The organism is Cellulosimicrobium sp. NPDC057862 (genome assembly GCF_042797035.1).
Taxonomy (GTDB): Bacteria; Actinomycetota; Actinomycetes; order Actinomycetales; family Cellulomonadaceae; genus Cellulosimicrobium.
The window spans coordinates 338,572-356,310 of record NZ_JBHVMH010000001.1; the positions used below are offsets into that span (position 1 = coordinate 338,572).

The 17,739-nt window shown below is 75.6% G+C and carries 17 protein-coding genes; 7 read left to right on the forward strand and 10 right to left on the reverse strand.

Annotation, left to right across the window (positions count from 1 at the left end; all coding sequences use genetic code 11):
• Positions 1–153 precede the first annotated feature (153 nt).
• Both ACFVN3_RS01360 and ACFVN3_RS01365 read right to left on the reverse strand, forming a co-directional pair.
• Entirely contained in the window at positions 154–1,098 is a 945-nt protein-coding gene (locus tag ACFVN3_RS01360) for an ABC transporter substrate-binding protein (protein WP_378229784.1), read from the reverse strand.
• A gap of 291 nt (positions 1,099–1,389) precedes the next feature.
• Complete coding sequence (locus ACFVN3_RS01365) at positions 1,390–2,685, reverse strand: FAD-binding protein (RefSeq protein ID WP_378229786.1); 1,296 nt, start codon at positions 2,683–2,685, stop codon at positions 1,390–1,392.
• A gap of 112 nt (positions 2,686–2,797) precedes the next feature.
• Here ACFVN3_RS01365 and ACFVN3_RS01370 point away from each other — a divergent pair, with 112 nt between their 5' ends.
• Complete coding sequence (locus ACFVN3_RS01370; protein WP_378229788.1) at positions 2,798–3,682, forward strand: CPBP family intramembrane glutamic endopeptidase; 885 nt, start codon at positions 2,798–2,800, stop codon at positions 3,680–3,682.
• A gap of 11 nt (positions 3,683–3,693) precedes the next feature.
• Here ACFVN3_RS01370 and ACFVN3_RS01375 read toward each other — a convergent pair whose 3' ends face one another.
• From ACFVN3_RS01375 to ACFVN3_RS01385, 3 genes are all read right to left on the reverse strand, one after another.
• A complete protein-coding gene (locus ACFVN3_RS01375) occupies positions 3,694–4,329 on the reverse strand; it encodes a hypothetical protein (protein ID WP_378229790.1) in 636 nt (211 codons plus the stop codon).
• Positions 4,330–4,404: 75 nt separating this feature from the next.
• The gene (locus ACFVN3_RS01380) at positions 4,405–5,043 is read right to left on the reverse strand and encodes a response regulator (RefSeq protein ID WP_378229792.1); all 639 of its coding nucleotides are present in this window, start codon (positions 5,041–5,043) and stop codon (positions 4,405–4,407) included.
• Entirely contained in the window at positions 5,040–6,281 is a 1,242-nt protein-coding gene (locus ACFVN3_RS01385) for a sensor histidine kinase (protein ID WP_378229794.1), read from the reverse strand. The genes ACFVN3_RS01380 and ACFVN3_RS01385 overlap by 4 nt, the downstream gene beginning before the upstream one ends.
• Positions 6,282–6,456: 175 nt before the next feature.
• On the opposite strand from ACFVN3_RS01385, the gene ACFVN3_RS01390 reads away from it, so the two are divergent.
• Positions 6,457–7,044, forward strand: coding sequence for a heme-binding protein (locus tag ACFVN3_RS01390; RefSeq protein ID WP_378229797.1), 588 nt, complete (start codon positions 6,457–6,459; stop codon positions 7,042–7,044).
• A 33-nt stretch (positions 7,045–7,077) separates the two neighbouring features.
• On the opposite strand, the gene ACFVN3_RS01395 is transcribed toward ACFVN3_RS01390, so the two are convergent.
• On the reverse strand, positions 7,078–8,232 hold the full coding sequence (locus ACFVN3_RS01395) for a DNA glycosylase AlkZ-like family protein (RefSeq protein WP_378229799.1): 1,155 nt from the start codon (positions 8,230–8,232) through the stop codon (positions 7,078–7,080).
• A gap of 28 nt (positions 8,233–8,260) precedes the next feature.
• On the reverse strand, positions 8,261–8,950 hold the full coding sequence (locus ACFVN3_RS01400; RefSeq protein WP_378229801.1) for a DUF2993 domain-containing protein: 690 nt from the start codon (positions 8,948–8,950) through the stop codon (positions 8,261–8,263).
• A gap of 118 nt (positions 8,951–9,068) precedes the next feature.
• Here ACFVN3_RS01400 and ACFVN3_RS01405 point away from each other — a divergent pair, with 118 nt between their 5' ends.
• A complete protein-coding gene (locus ACFVN3_RS01405; protein ID WP_378229803.1) occupies positions 9,069–9,854 on the forward strand; it encodes an LLM class F420-dependent oxidoreductase in 786 nt (261 codons plus the stop codon).
• A 77-nt stretch (positions 9,855–9,931) separates the two neighbouring features.
• On the opposite strand, the gene ACFVN3_RS01410 is transcribed toward ACFVN3_RS01405, so the two are convergent.
• From ACFVN3_RS01410 to ACFVN3_RS01420, 3 genes are all read right to left on the reverse strand, one after another.
• Positions 9,932–10,069 carry a hypothetical protein gene (locus ACFVN3_RS01410; RefSeq protein ID WP_378229805.1) on the reverse strand — a complete coding sequence of 46 codons (138 nt, stop codon included), beginning with the start codon at positions 10,067–10,069 and terminating at the stop codon, positions 9,932–9,934.
• A gap of 2 nt (positions 10,070–10,071) precedes the next feature.
• Entirely contained in the window at positions 10,072–10,845 is a 774-nt protein-coding gene (locus ACFVN3_RS01415; protein ID WP_378229807.1) for a DUF1266 domain-containing protein, read from the reverse strand.
• A gap of 148 nt (positions 10,846–10,993) precedes the next feature.
• Positions 10,994–11,962 (reverse strand): CPBP family intramembrane glutamic endopeptidase, encoded by a 969-nt coding sequence (locus ACFVN3_RS01420; protein WP_378229809.1) that lies wholly within the window; start codon positions 11,960–11,962, stop codon positions 10,994–10,996.
• Positions 11,963–12,278: 316 nt separating this feature from the next.
• Here ACFVN3_RS01420 and ACFVN3_RS01425 point away from each other — a divergent pair, with 316 nt between their 5' ends.
• Genes ACFVN3_RS01425 through ACFVN3_RS01440 form a run of 4 tightly spaced genes read left to right on the forward strand, consistent with a single transcriptional unit; the run spans position 12,279 to position 17,680 of the window.
• Positions 12,279–12,932 carry a hypothetical protein gene (locus ACFVN3_RS01425; protein ID WP_378229811.1) on the forward strand — a complete coding sequence of 218 codons (654 nt, stop codon included), beginning with the start codon at positions 12,279–12,281 and terminating at the stop codon, positions 12,930–12,932.
• Positions 12,929–14,161: a PrsW family intramembrane metalloprotease gene (locus tag ACFVN3_RS01430; protein WP_378229813.1), complete on the forward strand. Its 1,233-nt coding sequence runs from the start codon at positions 12,929–12,931 to the stop codon at positions 14,159–14,161. Before ACFVN3_RS01425 ends, ACFVN3_RS01430 begins: the two co-directional genes overlap by 4 nt.
• A 3-nt stretch (positions 14,162–14,164) precedes the next feature.
• Complete coding sequence (locus ACFVN3_RS01435; RefSeq protein WP_378229815.1) at positions 14,165–14,932, forward strand: CPBP family intramembrane glutamic endopeptidase; 768 nt, start codon at positions 14,165–14,167, stop codon at positions 14,930–14,932.
• A 45-nt stretch (positions 14,933–14,977) separates the two neighbouring features.
• Positions 14,978–17,680, forward strand: a complete 2,703-nt coding sequence (locus ACFVN3_RS01440; RefSeq protein WP_378229817.1) for a tetratricopeptide repeat protein — start codon at positions 14,978–14,980, stop codon at positions 17,678–17,680.
• Positions 17,681–17,739 lie beyond the last annotated feature (59 nt).

Here is a 17,739-nt window from a genome sequence, read left to right on the forward strand (position 1 = left end):
GGGTGGGGGGGGGGGGGGGGGGGGGGGGGGGGGGGGGCGCGCGGGTGGGCGGTGGGTGCGTGGGCCCGGGGGGGGGGGGCGGGGGGGGGGGGGGCCCCCCCCCCCCACGGCGGGGACTGGGGTGAGGGATGAGATGAGGGCGGTGCGGAGGCGTCAGCCGACGGACGGGTTGACCTCCGCGGTGTCGAGCGCGGCGTCGCCGCTGCCCCACGCGCCGAGGATCTCGACGAGCTGGCCGCTGTCCATGAGCGACTGGAGCGCCGCCTGGATCGCCGCGGCGAGCTCGGTGTCGTCCTTCGCGACGACGACGCCCTGGGGTGCGCTGTCGAACACGTCGCCGAGCTGCTCGAGCTGGCCGCCGGTCTGCTCGACCGCGTAGCCGATGACCGGCGAGTCCGCGTAGAGGACCTGCGCCTTGCCGCCCGCGACGTTCGTCGTGGCGTCGGACTGCGACTCGTACTGGAGGATGTCGATCTTCTCCTCGCCGGCGTCGGTGCACGCCTGGCTCTGCACGGCGATGTCCTCGTCCTGGATGGTGCCCGTCTGGACGGCGACGGTGAGCCCGCACAGGCTCGCGGGGTCGACGTCGTCCGGGTTGCCCGACGCGACCGCGTAGGCGGAGCCCGCGTTGAGGAAGGAGATCATGTTGGCCTCCTGCATGCGCTCCTCGGTGATCGTGAACGAGGAGATCCCGGCGTCGTACTTGGTGCCGAGCGCAGGGATGATCGCCGGGAAGTCGGCCGACTGGACCTCGACCTCGAGGCCGAGCGTCGCGCCGACCGCCTTGATGACGTCGATGTCGAAGCCGATCGGGGTCGTGCCGTCCGCGTCGATGAACTCGGCGGGCGCGTACTCCGTGTTGGAGCCGACGACGAGCGTGCCGGCGGACGCGACGTCCTCCGGCAGCAGCGCGGCGGCCGCGTCGTCGACCTCGATCGTCGAGGGGTCGAACGACGGCGCGGACGACGTCTCGTCGGATCCTGCGGTGCCGCCGTCGGTCCCGGTCTGGGACGCGTCGGTGCACGCGGTGAGCAGGAGGGCGCTCGTCGCGGTGAGCGCGACGAGGCCGAGGGGAAGCTTGCGTAGGGTCGTACGCATGGTGTTCTCCGATCGGGTGGGGGCCGGGCAGGGGCAGCGTAGACACCGATCGTCTCCGTCGTGTTACGTCAGCACCCGGCCCGGAGGCCGAGGAACGTACGGGGAACAGAGGACCCGGCGGTGCGCAGCACCTGCGCACGAGTGTGAGGCCGCAGCGCCCCGCTCACCAAACCGGCGGGGACATCGACGCCGAACCGTGACGAACCACCTCGCCGAACACGACCTGAGGGCCGCTCGTCGCCGGCTGACGACCCTCAGGCCGTGCTCGGCGGCGGGCGGGGTCGTGCTCGGTCAGCCCGCGAGGAGGCGGCCGACGTAGCCGCCGAGGAAGCGGCCGTCGGGGTCGTACCGCTGCACGAGCTCGCCGAAGTCGTCGAAGCGCGGGTAGAGCGTCGCGACCGAGCCCGGGTCGTGGACGAGCGCGTGCGAGAGCTTGCCCCAGTGCGGGCGCGCGCCCAGCGGGAGCAGCGCGGCCTCGACCTCGGGCAGGACCCGCGCGACGTCGTCGGGCAGGGGCTTCCACGTGAGGTGGACACCGACGGCCGGGCCGTCGAACGGGCTGAGCCACAGCGGCGCGGCGTCGGCCGCGACGGTCCGGATCTCCCCCACCTGGAGCAGCGGGGTCACGCGCGGGCCGAGGTCGCGCATCGCCGCGAACGCCTCCTGCGCCCGCGCACGCGGCACGAGGTACTCCGACTGGAGCTCGGCGCCGTTGCTCGGCGTGAAGTCGAGCCGGAAGTGCGGCAGCCGCTCGTTCCACGGGCCGGGCTCGCCGAGCTGGGGCGTGCAGTGCACGGGGTCGATGCCGGGCAGGGGGTGCAGCATCGTCGCGGCGGGCGTCGCCCCGAAGAGCTCCGCGCGCGCGGTCCCGGTCTCCCCCGGCTCGAGGCGAGACTTGCGCCAGACCTGCTGCACGCCGTCGGGCCCCCAGTCGGTGAAGAGGCTCACCGAGTACGCCGACGCCGTGAGCTCGTCGTAGTGCGCGGTCACGGCGTCCCACGACAGCCCGACGTGCACGTCCTGGCGCACGTCGAACGTCGGGACGGTCTCGAGCTCCACGCGCGTGACGATTCCCAGCGCCCCGAGCGCGACCACCGCGCCGGGGAAGTCCGCGTCCCCGCGCCGCAGGAGGCGCCGCTCGCCGTCGCCCGTGACGAGCTCCAGCCCGACGACGGCGCTCGCCAGCGAGCCGACCTCGTCGCCCGAGCCGTGGGTCGCCGTCGCGACGGACCCCGCGACGGAGATGTGCGGGAGCGACGCGAGGTTCGCGAGCGCGCGGCCCGCGGCGTGCACGTGCCGCGTCACGTCGCCGTACCGCAGCCCCGCCGCGACGGATGCCACGCCCGTGGCGGGGTCGACCACGACGGGCGGGCGGCCGTCGTCGTACCGGTCGAGCACGACGTGCGTGCCGGACGTGTCCGCGACGTCCCCGAACGAGTGCCGCGACCCGAGCGCCTTGACGTGCGGCGACCGCCGCACGACGTCGACCAGCGCGTCGGGCGTCGCGGGGTGCACGACCTCCGCCGCGGAGTAGGTGAGATTGCCGGCCCAGTTGGCCGGTCGGGGTACGTCGGGCGTCGTCGTCACGCCCCCACCCTGCCACTCCGCTCGCCGCCGAACACCGCGGTGGGGTTGTCCCTACCCCCGTGCGGGGGCGGCCCGGGCTCCCTGGAACGGGACGAAGCGGTGAGATCGAGACATGACGACCAGCGCACGTCCTCTCCCTGCTGCCTCACGGTCCCGGCGCGTCTCACCCGCCTCGTCTCCCGAGGACCTCGCGCTGTCCCCGGACGGCTCCGAGCAGCCCCTGCGCGGCGGGCTCGCGGCGTTCTGGGCGCTCGCGTTCGGGCTGTCCTGGGCTCCGTGGGGCGGCGCCTGGCTGCTCGGCGGCGACCTCGCCGACCCCGTCGCGTTCGCGCTCTACGCGCTCGGCGGCTTCGGCCCGACGCTGGCCGCGCTCGTGCTGCGCGCGGGAGGCCGCCGGAGCCCGCGGGCCGCGCGCTGGGGCGCGGCCGGGCGGTGGCTCCCGGCCGCGATCGGGGTCGGCTCCGCGCCCGCGGTCGTGACGGCGCTGCTCGTCCCCGGCCTCGGCGGCGCACCGGCCGACCTGTCGGCCGGGGCGGCGGCCGTCGTCGCGGCAGGCGGTCCGGTCCTGTTCGCCCTCGTCTCGCTGTGGGCGGGGCCGCTGTCGGAGGAGTTCGGGTGGCGCGGCTACGCGCAGCCACGCCTGCGCCGTCGGCGCTCGCCGCTCGCGACGTCGGTCGTGCTCGGCGCGGTGTGGGCGGTCTGGCACCTGCCGCTGTTCGCGCTCACCGGGACGTGGCAGTCGTCGCTCGGCCTCGCGAGCGTCGAGGCGGCGCTGTTCCTGCTCGCGATGATCCCGCTCTCGAGCGCGTACTGGCTGGTCAGCGAGCGCCTGCGGGGTGGCGTGCCCGGAGCGGTGGCGCTGCACCTGGTCGGCAACGCCGCCCTGACGTTCCTCGCCGTCACGTCCCCGCTCGCGATGGCGGTCTACGTCGGGGTGATCGTGGTGACGTCGGTGCTGATCCACCTCGTCACGCGCCCCGGCGCACCCCGTCCCTGAGCCGGGCAACGTCAGGGCGTCACGAGGTCCACGGGGTGCTCGGCCAGGACCTCGCCCGTCTCCGCGTCGAGCACGACGACGGTCGACGGTGGCAGGGCGGACAGGTCCGGCGCCGTCCAGCCCTCGACGCCGGTGCACGTGCGGCGGTCGAACGACTCCAGGACGGTGCCGGTCGTCGTCTCGACGGTGACCGTGGCCGGGTGGTCGAGCACCTGACGAGGCCACCTCTCGACGTCGAGCCAGCCCCCGGAGCCGCTCGCCGGCGTGCTGTTCCACCAGCCCTCGAGCCCGCCGAGCGCTTCCGGCTCGCCGTCGTCTCCCCGGACCTGGATCGGCGTCCCCGCGGAGCCGGCGAAGCCGCCGCACGCCTGCACACCGTTCGTCTCGACGGGCGCTTGTCCCGGCGTCTCGGCGGCGAGCGCCGGGTCGTCCGCCGGTGCCTCCGCCGCCGGTGCACCGCCGACGGCGTCGCTCGGCTCGGTCCCTGCCGCGCGGCCGGTCAGCGCAGCGGCGATCCCGACCCCGAGGACGGCGACGACGAGCGCTCCCCCCACGAGCAGGGCCCGCGTGCGCGGACCGCGCCCTGGGCCGACGTCGTCCCCCGACCCCTCGGTGGGCATCCCGTCCCCGGGCGTGGCGTCGTGCATGGTCGTCCCCCTGTCCCCCGCGCGACCCGCCGCTCTGCGGGTGTGCCCGCACCCTACCGGCGCGGCGGGACGGTGTCAGCGGCGCACGCCCCGGGTGCGCAGCGCGTGCGCGACCGCCGCCGCGCGCGTCTCCACGCCGAGCTTGGCGTAGACGTGCGCCAGGTGGGTCTTCACGGTCGCCTCGCTGATGTGCAGCCGTCGGCCCAGCTCGCGGTTGGACAGCCCGTCGGCGAGGAGCGTGAGGAGCTCGGCCTCGCGCGGGGTGAGCGCGGTGCCGGGGTGCTGCATCGAGTGCATGAGCCGCGACGCCACGGGCGGCGACAGGACGCTGCGGCCCGCGGCGGCCGCGCGGACGGCGGCGAAGATCTCGTGCGGCTGCGCGTCCTTGAGCAGGTACCCGGTCGCGCCGGCGTCGATCACGCGCACGATGTCGGCGTCCGTGTCGTACGTGGTGAACACCAGCACCGGGACCTGCGGGTGCGCGCCGCGCAGGCGCCGGGTCGCGTCGATCCCGTCCATGCCGTCGCCCAGCTCGAGGTCCATCATGACGACGTCGGGCGCGGCGCCCTCGACCAGCGCGAGCCCCTCCTCGCCGGACCCGGCCTCGGCGACGACCCGCAGGTCGGGCTGCGACTCCAGGAGCGCGCGCAGCCCGGCGCGCACGACCGGCTGGTCGTCGACGAGCAGCACGGCGACGGGTGCGGGGTCGGTCATCGGGAGCCCTCCTCGGGGCCGGTCGCCAGGGAGTCCGTCATGGTTGCGTCGTCGTGGGTCGGGACCTGCGCCGCGACGACCGTCCCCTCGCCGGGCGCGCTCTCCACCGTGACCGTCCCGCCGAGCTGCGCGACCCGGCGGCGCATCGCGCGCAGGCCGTACCCGCCGGTGCTCGACGGCGCGGCGACGGCATCGGGGTCGAAGCCGACGCCGTCGTCGTACACGTCGAGCGCCACCGCGCCGGGCAGGTACGTGAGCGTCACGTCGAGGCGCTCGGCGGCGGCGTGCTGCGCGACGTTCGCCGCGGCGCTCTGCGTGACCCGCAGCAGCGCGTGCGCGACCTCGGGCGCGACGGCGCGCGCGTCGCCCCACGTCGTGAGCGACGCGCCGGGTACCTGGCCCTGCGCGGCGGCGAGCAGGGACGCGTGGAACCCGTCCGGGTCCACGCGCGCGGACGCGAGGTCGTGGACGAGGTTGCGCGTGTCCGCGAGGCTCGCGCGCACGGCGACCGCCGCGCGGCGCACGGCCGAGCGCGCGTCGTCGGGAGCGGTTTCCCACGTCTGGTCCGCCGCCTCCAGCAGCAGGACACCGCTCGCGAGGCCCTGCGTCACGGTGTCGTGGATCTCGCGCGCGAGTCGCTCGCGCTCGGCCACGATCCCCGCCTCGCGCTCCGACCGGGCGAGGCGGGCCTGCGCCTGCGCGATCTGCTCCTGGAGCTGGACGCGCGCCGCGGCGTCACGCTCCACACGGTCGGTGACGAGCGTGAGGAGCACCGCGACGCACGGCGGGCCGACGAGCGCAGCCCAGTCGGTCCCGTCCGAGAGCCGCAGCAGCGCGACCGACGTCACGACGGCGACCTCGCCGACGAGCACGTGCGACCACGGCGGGCGGAACGCGAGGCGGCACACGAAGAAGAGCGGGAGCGCGCACCACGCGAAGCTCGGGGCGAGGAGCGCCAGCACCGACCACGTCGCGAGGAGCACGAGGGTCGCCGCCCGCGCGGGGACCGATCGCGACGACGCGCGGCGCGACGTCACGAGGAGCGCCCCGTACGCGACGACCGTCACCGCGGCCAGCAGCACCACGAGCTGCCAGCGGTCGTCCGCGCCGTGCCGCACCACGTACCGCGTCGTGGACGTCGCGACGAGCGCGAGGAACGTCGCGTGCACCCCGACGTCGAGCGCGCGCCCGGCGGCGGGACGAGCCTCTCCGGGAGGCGCGGGCAGGTCGGCGGGCATCGACCCACGGTAGGTGCCCCGCGTGCGCCGCACATCAGCCGATCGGACGAGAGCCACCGCGACGAAGGGGGCACCGAGCCGGCCCCGATCCGCCGACGCGGCGGCGAGGGCTCGCCGCGAAGACTGGTCACGACCCCGGACGTCCGCGTCCTACCACCCCGAGAAAGGCACCGCCATGGCCGCCTCGCGCCTCCGCCCGCTGTCCCTCACCGCCGTCGCGCTCGCGACCGCCCTCACGCTCACCGCCTGCACGTCCGGTGCGTCCGGGAGCGACGACGCGGCAGCCGACCAGCCTGCGCAGCCCGCCGCCGTCGCGGTCGCCGACGTCACGACGGACGAGGTCGTGCAGGTCGGCCGGCTCAGCGTCGCGGCGGCGCAGGAGGCCGCGAGCGCGGCGCTGGCCGCGTGCCAGGCCGAGGACCTGGGCTTCGTCAGCGTCGCCGTCGTCGACCGCGCGGGCCAGGTCCAGGCGCTCGTGCGTGGCGACGGCGCCGCCGTGCACACGCTCGAGGCCGCCCAGGCCAAGGCGTACACGTCGGCGGCGTTCGGCGCCGCGACGAGCGAGCTCGCGCCGCGCGCGGTCGGCGACGGCGCGACGGTCGCCGACCTGCCCGGCACGCTGTTCCTCCCGGGCGCCGTCCCGGTGAAGATCGACGGCGCGACGATCGCGGGCATCGGCGTCGGCGGGGCTCCGGACGGCATGGCCGACGAGGCGTGCGCCGCGGCGGGCCTCGAGGCGCTCACCGGCCCCGCCGAGGGCTGACGCGCCCGGGGCGGCGGCTCGGGGCGACGCGACTCAGGTGCGCGCGGTCCGCCCCCAGTGCGTGGAGACGGCGGCGACCTGCTCGTCGAACGCCGCCGCCTCCGCGGCCGTGGGCGCGCGGCGCCACTGCGGCTCGACGACGACGTCGCGCGCCCCGACGACCCAGCGCCACCGCCCGACCACCACGCCGTCGACCGCGAGCCCGTGGATGAACGACCCGAGCCGGTCGCCCAGGTCGACGCCCTCCGCGACGACGAGCGCGCGGGTCTCGCCGTAGGACATGAAGAGCTCGTCGTAGCTCTGGAGCAGGTCGACGACCGGCCGGTCCGGGTCGCCGTCGGGCGCGAGTGCGCCGACGAACGGCCCCGGGTCGAGCACGCGGGTGTCGGCGTCGGCGAGCCGCCACAGGGTCGCGCCCTCCAGCGCGCCCGCGCCGGGCACGGCCACGACCTCCTCCCCGAGCAGGCCGAGCGCGTGCCGCACGTCGGTGAGCGTGAAGCCAGACCATTGCGCGACGTCCTTGACCGTCGCGTACGCGCGGCTCGCGAGGTAACGGCGCAGGAGCTCGACGAGCGCGGCGTCGCGGTCGAACCGCTCGCCGAGCGGCCCGTAGCCCGTGGGGACGCGGTCGTCGAACGCGGCGTACGTCTGCTGCTTGCCGTCGAGCGGGCCGCTGACCAGGAGCCGGTCGAGCTCGGCCTGCATGAGCACGTAGCCGAGGGCGATGCCCTCGAGCGGGCGGCCGTGGGCGGCGAGCAGGCCCGCGAGCTCACGACGGGTCCGGGGCCGCTCCTGCACGGCCGCGACGACGAGGTCGGTCTCGGCGACGTGCCCCGCCGTCCCGACCTGCCGGTACATCGTCCCGTTGGCCTGGTGCACCCGCGGCGCGCTGAGCTCGACGAGCCAGCGGGCGTCGTCGGACCGGACGAGGTGCCACGTGGGGCGCAGCACGTGCGTCCGCACCACCTCCCCGCGGTCGCAGGCCGCGACAGCCCCGGCCGCGCCTGGCCGTGCGTCGGGTCGCAAGCGCCGCGTGAGGCCCCACAGCGCGGGGTGGAACTCCTGGCCCTGCACCGCGACGAGGTGCCCGACGGCGGTCGGCACGTCGGGCAGGTCGGGCGACCGCAGCCGGTGGGCGGCGAGGCGCGCGGCGAGCACGTGGCCCTCGTCCACGAGCTCCCCGCTCACCGCGGCACCCACTGCCCGGCCGCGACGGTCACGACGCCACCAGGTCCTCGGCGACGACGTCGGTCCCGGTCACCGTGACGCGCACCCCGCCGTCGACGACGGACACGGCGTCGAGCGCGACGCCGTCGGGCAGGTCGAGCGGGACCCGCAGGTCGGACAGCGCGCGGGAGATCCCCGACGGGAGGTCGTCGACCGAGACGGTCCCGAGGCCCGTGCGGACCGCGACGACGTCGACGGCGAGCTCTGCCGGCCCGGAGACGCGCGGGGTCACGTCGACCGTGATCGTCGCGCCCAGCAGGTCGAAGGCCAGGGACAGCACGTCGCCGGAGGCGGTGATGCCGACGTCCAGACCGCTCTGCTCGGCCACGATCTGCTGGAGCGACTCGGCCGCGATGACTCCCGACGCGGTCCCCGACGCGATCCGGTACGGCTCCGACGTGCTCACGCCGTCGGCCTCGACCTGGAGGTCGGAGATCGCGTAGCCGCCGAAGGACGCGGAGTCCGCCGAGCCGGTGACGTGCGTCAGCTCGCCGCGCGCGAGCTGCGTGAGGAACGGGAACCCCGTGATGTCGAGCTCCGCCCCGGTGACGTCGTCGGCCTGCTGCTCGAAGGCCGTCACCGCGCCGCGCTCCGCAGCGCCGACCGCGACCCGGTCCGCCACGACGGCGACCGCCACGAGCACCACGAGCGTCACGAGCAGGCCCACCAGTCGCTTCATGCGCCCACCCTAGGTCCGCCGAGCACGACCCTGCTGTCGTTCTGAGGCTCGTGGCGACGGCAAGGTCGTGCTCGACGCGGGGTGCCGACGCTCTCGACCCGGACGTAGATTGCCCGACATGACCTCATCCCGGCACCCCTACCGCATCGGCGTCCAGCTCCAGCCGCAGCACGCCGACTACGCCCAGGTCCGCGACGCCGTGCTGCGCGCGGAGGACCTCGGCGTCGACGTCATCTTCAACTGGGACCACTTCTTCCCCCTGACCGGCGACCCCGACGGCAAGCACTTCGAGTGCTGGACGATGCTCGGCGCGTGGGCCGAGCAGACGGAGCGCGTCGAGATCGGCGCGCTCGTCACCTGCAACAGCTACCGCAACCCCGACCTCCTGGCCGACATGGCGCGGACGGTCGACCACATCAGCGGCGGGCGCCTGATCCTCGGGATCGGGGCGGGCTGGTTCGAGAAGGACTACGACCGGTTCGGCTACGAGTTCGGCACCGCGGGCGCGCGCATCGCCGACCTCGCCGAGGCGCTGCCGCGCATCAAGGCACGCTGGGCGGCGTCGAACCCCACGCCCACGCGCGACGTCCCCGTGCTCGTCGGTGGCGGCGGCGAGCGCAAGACCCTGCGCGTCGTGGCCGAGCACGCGGACGTGTGGCACTCGTTCGGCGACGCGGAGACGCTCGCCCGCAAGAGCGCGATCCTCGACGAGCACGGCGAGGCCGTCGGCCGCGACACCGCCGCGCTCGTCGAGCGCTCGGTCGGCGTGTCGCGGCCGCCGGCGGAGTCCGCGGACGCGCTCGTCTCCGCGGGAGCGACGCTGTTCACGGTCGGCACGAGCGGGCCGGACTACGACCTGTCGCTCGTGCGGGAGTGGGTCGCCTGGCGCGACGCCCAGGGCTGATCGACGCGCCGAGCACGAGGTCGCCGTCGTTCCGACGCCCGGACGACGGCCACCTCGTGCTCGACGGCGCGGTGCCGTCAGAGCAGCGCCCGCGCCAGGTTCGACAGCGCCGCGTGGACCTCGGACCGCAGGCCGTCGTCGGCCAGCACCACGGCTGCGCCCACCCCGATCACGACGAGCAGGACCCCCGCGCGCCACCACCAGGGCGACCGCACGCTCAGTACGCCAGCGTCCGCCACGGCGACGACTCGGTGTCGAGCAGTCGGCGCACCGCGCGCTTGAAGTCGGGCAGGTCCTGGTCGATCGGGGTGCGGTTGCCCGCCGACCAGAACGCGCGCCCGGCGAGGAACCCGTCGCCGAACTGCTCCCACGACGCGTACGCGGGGCGCGACATCACGACGGCCTCCTCGATCGCCGCCCATGCCCGCTCCGGCGTGACGAACCCGGCGTCGACCGCGAGGCGGCTGACGTGCACGACCCGCGCCGCGTCCCACGCCGCGATCGACGGCGGCAGCGGGTCCGCGAGCTCGCCGTGCCCGCCCACCTGCGCCGACGCGCTCCACCCCTGGTAGAACGCGACCGCGCGCTCGGGGTCGAGCCCGCGCGCCGTCGCCTCCTGCCGCACCTGCGCGGCGTGCTGCTCGGCCGCGCCCTTCGCGTCCCGGCGGCTCAGCCGGCCCGAGTACAGCTCCTCGACCTTGGGCATCGCGATCGCGTAGTAGCCGCGGTGCCCCTGGGTCAGCAGGAGCTCGTACGTGCGCTCGACGTCGTCCGTGCCCCGCACGTCCCACCCCGCCGCGAGCGGCTTCGCGGCCGTGCGCGCGTCCGCCTCCACGGTCAGCGCGTTGATCGGCAGCACGCCCTCGACCGCGTAGACCGCGCCGAGCGCGAGCCCGCGCTGCTGCGTCGGCGTGAGCGCCGGGGCGTCCTCCTTCGCGTACAGGTCCGCGGTCCCCGAGAACATGTCCTTGAGCTTGTCGAACAGGCCCACCGTCGCTCCTCCGTCTCCCCGCGCCACGGGCGCGGTCCGTCGCGCCGCGGTCGTCGCGGCCTTCGAGGAGACTGACGGCAGGACCACCGCCACCGCACGCGTCCCGAACGATCCCGAACGACGCGGACGCCAGGGGTGGGCCGGCGGCTCAGTCGACCGCGGCCGAGGACGGGCTCGCAGCGGCGGGAGAGGACGGCGTGGGGACCCCGTCGTCCGCCCAGGTCCGGGCGCGGCGGCGGTAGAGCACGAACGCGACCGCGGTCGCGGTGACGATCATGACGACGGCGGGCAGGCTCCCCTCGGTCCCGAACGTCCCGCCGGTGAGCCAGTCGGGCGACCCGTCCGCCGGTCGCAGGTACACCAGGGACTCGTCCTTCGGGGCGAGCCCGCTCACCGGGATGCCCCACACGTTGCCCAGCGCCCAGTTCCAGCCGGCGTGGATGCCGCCGATGAGCCACAGCGATCCCTGCTGGAGCGCGACGAACGAGGCGAAGACCGCGTACAGCAGGATCGTCGCGAACGCGAGGGGCAACGACAGCACGCCGTGCAGGACGGTGAAGATGAAGGCCGGGAGCCCGATCGCGACCCATCCGGGGAGCTGCAGCCCGGAGTTCTGCAGGAGGAAGCCCCGCGTGAGGACCTCCTCCTGACCACCTTGGAACACGAACAGCAGCACGAGCGCCAGGACCAGCGGGAGCGCCGCCCAGCCCCCTCCGGAGCTCGACGCCGCCGGAGCGTCCACGCGCTCGTAGGCGCCGGTCGCCCAGAGGAACAGGATCGGGAGCGAGATCATCGCCAGCCCCACGAGGATCCCCGCGAGCAGGAGCAGCACCCCGCGGCCCGGACGACGGAACCCGACGGTGCGGACGTGGCGTCGCTCGTACCAGCCGACCCAGGCGAAGACCACGAGGATCGACACGGCGCACGCGATCGCCTCCTGGACCTGGGCCGCGGGCGAGCCCGCGGAGACCTTCCACGCCTGACCCAGCGCACCCAGGACGCCGAACTGCACGACGAAGACCGCTCCGACGAACACCACGAGGTAGGCGACCCACCAGCGCGTGACGCGCCTCCCCGCCGCTGCGTCCCGGACCAGCGGAGCGTTCCGCACCGACATCTGCCACCTGCTCTCGTCGAGGGGGTCGTCGTCGTCCGCCACGTTAGGGCCCGCGCCAGCACTCGACATCTCGAGACCAGCGCCGGTCCCCACGGACGCCCGGGTCTGAGCCGCAGAGCGCACCGGCCAGGTTCGCCGCGCGCGATGGCCGCGCTGTCGTTAGCGTCGGCGCATCGGACCACACCGGTGTGACTCGATCGGGTCACCCCTCCGGCGGGAGACCCGGGTCCACCACACCGACGGAACGAGGTCAGATGCCCTTCCCAGCGACGTCCCCGGCCACGGACCGTGTCCCTCCCGCGGCGGCGGGCCGCGGGTGAGCGCCGACGCGCCGGGCGCGGGACCGGTTCGTCCTGAGGGATGGGTCCCCGTCGAGCGTCGCCTCCTCGGCCTGGACCGCTCGACGATCGCCCCGGCTCTCGCCGTCCTCGCCCTCCTGCTGGTGGCGGTCGTCGTCCTGCCGACTCTGAACGAGCGCATCGCGCGCGACAACCCGGCTCGGCCGGGCGACGTCATCCGGCTCGGCGACGCCGTCTCGTTCTCCCCCACGCCTGGCTGGAACATCCTGTCCGGTCAGCGCGAGGACGAGCCCGGACCCGCCGACCGGTTCGCGACCTCCGCGACCGTGTCCGGCGACGGCGTGGTGCTCAACATCCAGACGGACACCTACGACGGCACCCCGGAGGAGCTGCTCGACCAGCTCCGGAAGACCGGCACGGGCCTGCGCGGCGAGGCGGGTTACCGGATCGCCGGCGACCCCGTCACCGTCACGACCGACGACGGCCTGAGCGGCGTCGCCGCACGGTTCACCGGCACGTCCGGGAGCGGGCTGGTCGCCACGTTCGTCGTCGACGACCAGGGCATCGAGGTGGTCGCCCTGGGGCCGGACACGACGGACCCGGCCACCACGGCGGACGTGGCGGCCATGATCCAGTCGATCACCCCCGTCGAGGAAGGGGCCACGTCATGAGCGACGTCGACCGCGCGGACGCGCTCGCCCTGCGGCGGCAGTCGCTCGAGACCAGCGGGTGGGGAAACCGGGTCCGCTGGTGGCAGCCCCGCAACGCGTGCTGGTGGCTCTTCGTGCTCGTCCTCGCCTACGGGCTGTACCGGATGCTCGACATCCTCGACACCACCGTGCGAGCGTTCGGCTCGACGCTGGGGCTGTCCGCGCTGATCTTCGGCGCCTACGGGCTGCTCTTCTGGTGGTTCACGACCGTCATCGACCGGTACTCGCCCCAGCCCGTGTCGCTGCGTGTCGCGGCCTTCGCCTGGGGCGGCATCGCCGCCACGTGGGTCATCGCGGTCAGCGCGAACGACGCGCTGCGCGGCCTCTACCTCAAGCTCCTGGGGCAGCAGGCCGCCGACGTCTGGTGGGCTCCGTTGTCCGCACCGTTCACCGAGGAGCTGGGCAAGGGGGCCGGCGTGCTCCTGCTGCTGTTCATCGCCCCCACCGTGGTCCGCACGGCGTACGACGGGTTCGTCCTGGGCGCCTTCGCGGGGCTCGGGTTCCAGATCTTCGAGGACGTGCTCTACGCCCTCAACTCCGCCCAGACCCAGTTCGGGTCCGACCCGATCGGCAACAGCCTCGGCACCGTCGGGCTGCGCGTCGCGAGCGGCTTCACCTCGCACATCCTGTACTCGGCCGTCTTCGGAGCCGGGCTCGTCTACCTCGTCGGGACCCGCGCCCAGCGGCGGCGGGTCGGGCTCGGCCTCGGGCTCTGCGCGGCCGCCATGGCCCTGCACTTCCTGTGGGACGCCGTCGGAGCGCTGAGCGGCGGCAACGGCCCCCTCTCGCTGGTCCTCATCGTCGTGATCGCCGCCGTCGCGATCGCGACCGTGGTCGGCGTCTTCCACCTCACGGTCCGCGACGAGCGACGCACCATGCGCACCGTCATGTCGCCCGAGGTCCTCGACGGCACCCTGACTGCCGAGGAGCTCGACGCCCTCTCCGGCGGGTGGAGGCAGCGTCGCCGGTACCGCAAGGGCGCGGCGGGACGGCGCGACCGCAGGCACCGCAAGCACCGCCTCGCCGCCGCGCACGACCTCGCCGACGAGATCGCCGCCGCCGACGCCCGCGAGACCGAGCGCGTCGCGTTCGCACGAGCCGAGCTCGCGAGGCTCGGCAGGCGACCGCTCGTCGACGCACGACCCGGACCCGACCGAACGACCCCCGAGCACCCGACCGGAGAGAGGTAGCACATGCGCGTCCAACCCCGAGCCTGGATCGGTATCGCGATCCTGGTCGGCTATCTCGTGATCATCGCGGTCGTCGCCGCGCTCTCCGGCGTCCCGTACGAGGACGTCGGGACCAGCGCCGAGAGCATCTTCCGCGTCACCGTGCCCTCGTTCGTCATCGGGGCCCTCTACCTCGTCGTGGTCACCACCGCGCTGGGGTGGTGGCGCCTCGCGCTCTTCGAGCGCGCGCGCAGCGCCCGCCGCTGGCCGATCATCGCCCCCGTCCTCATGCTCGTCGTGGCCGTCGTCAGCCTCGTCCAGACCACGTGGGAGGACTTCGACGCCACGTTCCTCCTCGCCCTCCTCCTGCTGGGGATCGGGGTCGGGTTCTGCGAGGAGCTGGTCGCGCGCGGCACGCTCCTGGTCGGGCTGCGCTCGCGCTACCGCGAGGTCTGGGTCTGGTTGTGGAGCTCCGTGCTGTTCGGGGCCATGCACCTGCTCAACATCCTCTCCGGCTCCCCCCTCGACAAGGCCCTCCCCCAGGTCCTCGTCGCCTTCGGCTCCGGGACGGTCTTCTACATCCTGCGTCGCACGACCGGCTCCCTCGTGTGGGCCATGGCCCTGCACGGCCTGTGGGACATCTCCGTCTTCACCGTCGGGCACAACGACGCCACCGTGCCCTTCGCCGGGCTCGCCACCCCCGTCGTGGTGATCGTCGGCCTCGCCGTGGTCGCGTGGGTCATCAAGGACGCGGACGAGCGCGTCCCGGTCAGCAGCCGCGCTGTCGCGTAGCGACGTCGCCGCGCACCGGTGGGTAGCCGTCGCTAGCCTGGCGCGATGCCCCTCGACCCGCCGCCGTCCCCTGTGGGCGCCGGGTCGGTGGACGAGCTTGCGGCGCGACTGCGCGCGCTCCGGACCTGGGCCGGCGACCCCTCGTACACCGAGATCGCGCGGCGCGTCGGTGCGCTCCGCACGGCTCGGGGCGTGCCCGCAGCGGAGGCACGCCCGGGACGCGTGACCGTCTACGACGTGTTCCGCGCAGGCCGCTCGCGGCTCGACGTCGACCTGCTCGCCGACGTCGCGTCCGTCCTCGGTGACCACCGGCCCGCGGCCTGGCGCGCCGCGTACCGGACGGCGACCGTCGCCGCCGCCGTCCCCGCGGTGGCGCTGCCGCCATCGGTCCGGCTGGGACCGTTCGCGCACGAGGGCCAGCTCGTGGGCCGTGACGACGACGCCGCGCGCCTCGCCGCAGCGCTCGGGGCCGGGCATCCCGACGGGCTCCTCGGCCTCCCCGACGGTCCGCGCGTCGCGACCGTCACCGGCCTCGCCGGGGTGGGGACGACGAGCGTCGCGCTCGCCGTCGCGCACGAGGTCCCGGCGGACGTCGTCGCGCTCGTCGACCTGCGCGGGGTGTCTGCCGTCATGGCGCCGTCGGCCGCCGTCGTGCTCGACGCGCTGCTCCAGTCGCTCGGCGCGCCGCCGCCGGACGCGCGGGCGCGCGACGTCCCCGCGCTCGCCGCGGCCCTCGCGGTCGCGCTCGCCGGGCGTCGCACGACGGTCGTCCTCGACGACGTGACCGACGCCGCCGAGGTCGCGGACGTCGTCGCGCACCTGCCGGCCGCGGCACGCGTCGTGGCCACGGCGCACCACGTGCTCGACCTCCCCGGCGCGGCCGGGACGACGCTGGTCCCGCTCCCCGAGGCCGACGCGCTCGCGCTCCTCGGGTCGCTCGTCGGCGCGGACCGCGCGGCCGCCGAGCCGAGCGCGGCCACCCGGCTGGTCCGCGCGTGCGGCGGACTCCCCGCCGCGCTCGTGCGCGTCGCCGACGACGTCCGTGCACGGCCCGGCTGGTCGCTCGCCGACCACGCCCGCCGGGTGGAGGACCTGCCCGGACCGGTCCTCCACCCCGCGCTCGCCGCGGCGCACCGCGACCTTCCCGCCGACCATGCCCGGGCCCTGCGGCTCCTCGCCCTCGTCCCGGTGCCGCTCGACGCCGCGTGGGTCGCCGTGCTCCTCGGCGTCTCGACGAGCGAGAGCCGGGACGCGCTCGCCGCACTGGGGCGCGCGCACCTCGTCACCAGCGGGCCGCGCGGCGAGGTCGTCGTGCCCGACGCCGTCCGCAGCCTCGCCGCCGACCTCGCCCGCTCCGACGACCCGTTCTCCGCGCGGACCACGGCCGTCGGGCGCCTCGCCGGCCGGCTGCTCGACGACGCCCGACCCGCCGTGCACGCAACGGCGCCCCACCACGACGCGGCCGGACGCTCGACCGAGCTGGGCGGCCCGGGCGAGCAGGGCATTGTCGAGCAGGGTCCGACCGGGCAGGCCGCGGCCACACCGGGCGCCGCTGCGGCGAGGAGCACCACCGACGTCGCGCTCGCGTGGCTCGACGCCCACCGGGACCTGCTCGTCGCGACGTCGGCGCTCGCCGCGGAGCACGAGCTCGCCGACCCGGTGACCGACCTCTCCGCCCTGCTCGCGCCGTACCTCGACTCGGCGGGGCGCTGGGACGACGCGGTTGCGGTGCACACGGCGGCGGTCGAGCACGGGCGGGCGTCCGGGCGGTCCCAGGCCGGGCGCGACCTCGGGCGCGCGCTCGAACGGCTCGGCCGGTACGACGAGGCGCTCGCCCAGCTCGTCCGCTCGCTGGAGCGCGGCGACGACCCACGCCCCGGCCAGACGCTCAACCGCGTGGGCAACGTGTACAAGCGGCTCGGGCGCTTCGACGAGGCCGAGACCGCGTACCGCGACGCGGCGGCCGGTGCGCGGACCGCGGGCGACCCCGTGAGCGAGGGCCGCGCCGTCGGGAACCTCGCGGACGTGCACCGCATCCTCGGGCGCCACGACGACGCGCGCGCCGGCTACGACCGGGCGCTCGCGCTGTCCCGCCGCGTGGGCGACGCGCTCAACGTCGCCATCGTGTCGAGCAACGCCGCGATCCTCTCCGAGGCGGAGGGCAGCCTCGACCGCGCGCTCGCGCAGCACCGCGACGTCCTCGCGAGCGCGACGTCGCTCGGCGACGCCGGGCTGGCCACCCGGGCACGGGTGCACGTGGGTCGGCTCCTCGTGCGCTCCGGCGAGACCGGGGCCGGCGTCGCCGAGCTGCGCGAGGCGGTGGGGGCCGCTGTCGCGCTCGGGGACCCCGACGCCGAGGCCGAGGCCCGCAGCGCGCTCGCGACCGCGCTGCTCGCCGCGGGCTCCGTCGCCGAGGCGGTGACCGTGGGCGAGGCCGCGGTCGAGCTGGCGCGCCGCGTCCGCGCACGCCTCGTCGAGGCGGAGGCGCTCAACGCGCTCGGGGAGGCCGTGCTCGCCGCGGGCGACGCCCCCCGCGCGGCGGACCTGCACGATGCGGCCCGCGCCCTCGCCGTCGAGCTCGACGACGCCGCCGAGGAAGCCCGTGCGCGGCGCGGTCTCGCGGCCGCCGGTGCCGGTGCCGGTGCGGGTGCCGGTGCCGGTGCCGGTGCCGGTGCCGGTGCCGGTGCCGGTGCCGGTGCCGGTGAGCGTGACTGCCCGCGCGACGGCGAGGAGCGCGTCCGAGCCTGAGGCCGCTCCCCGTCTCAGCATCCGATCGCGTACGGCGTCCGGGAACATGTGACGCCCCG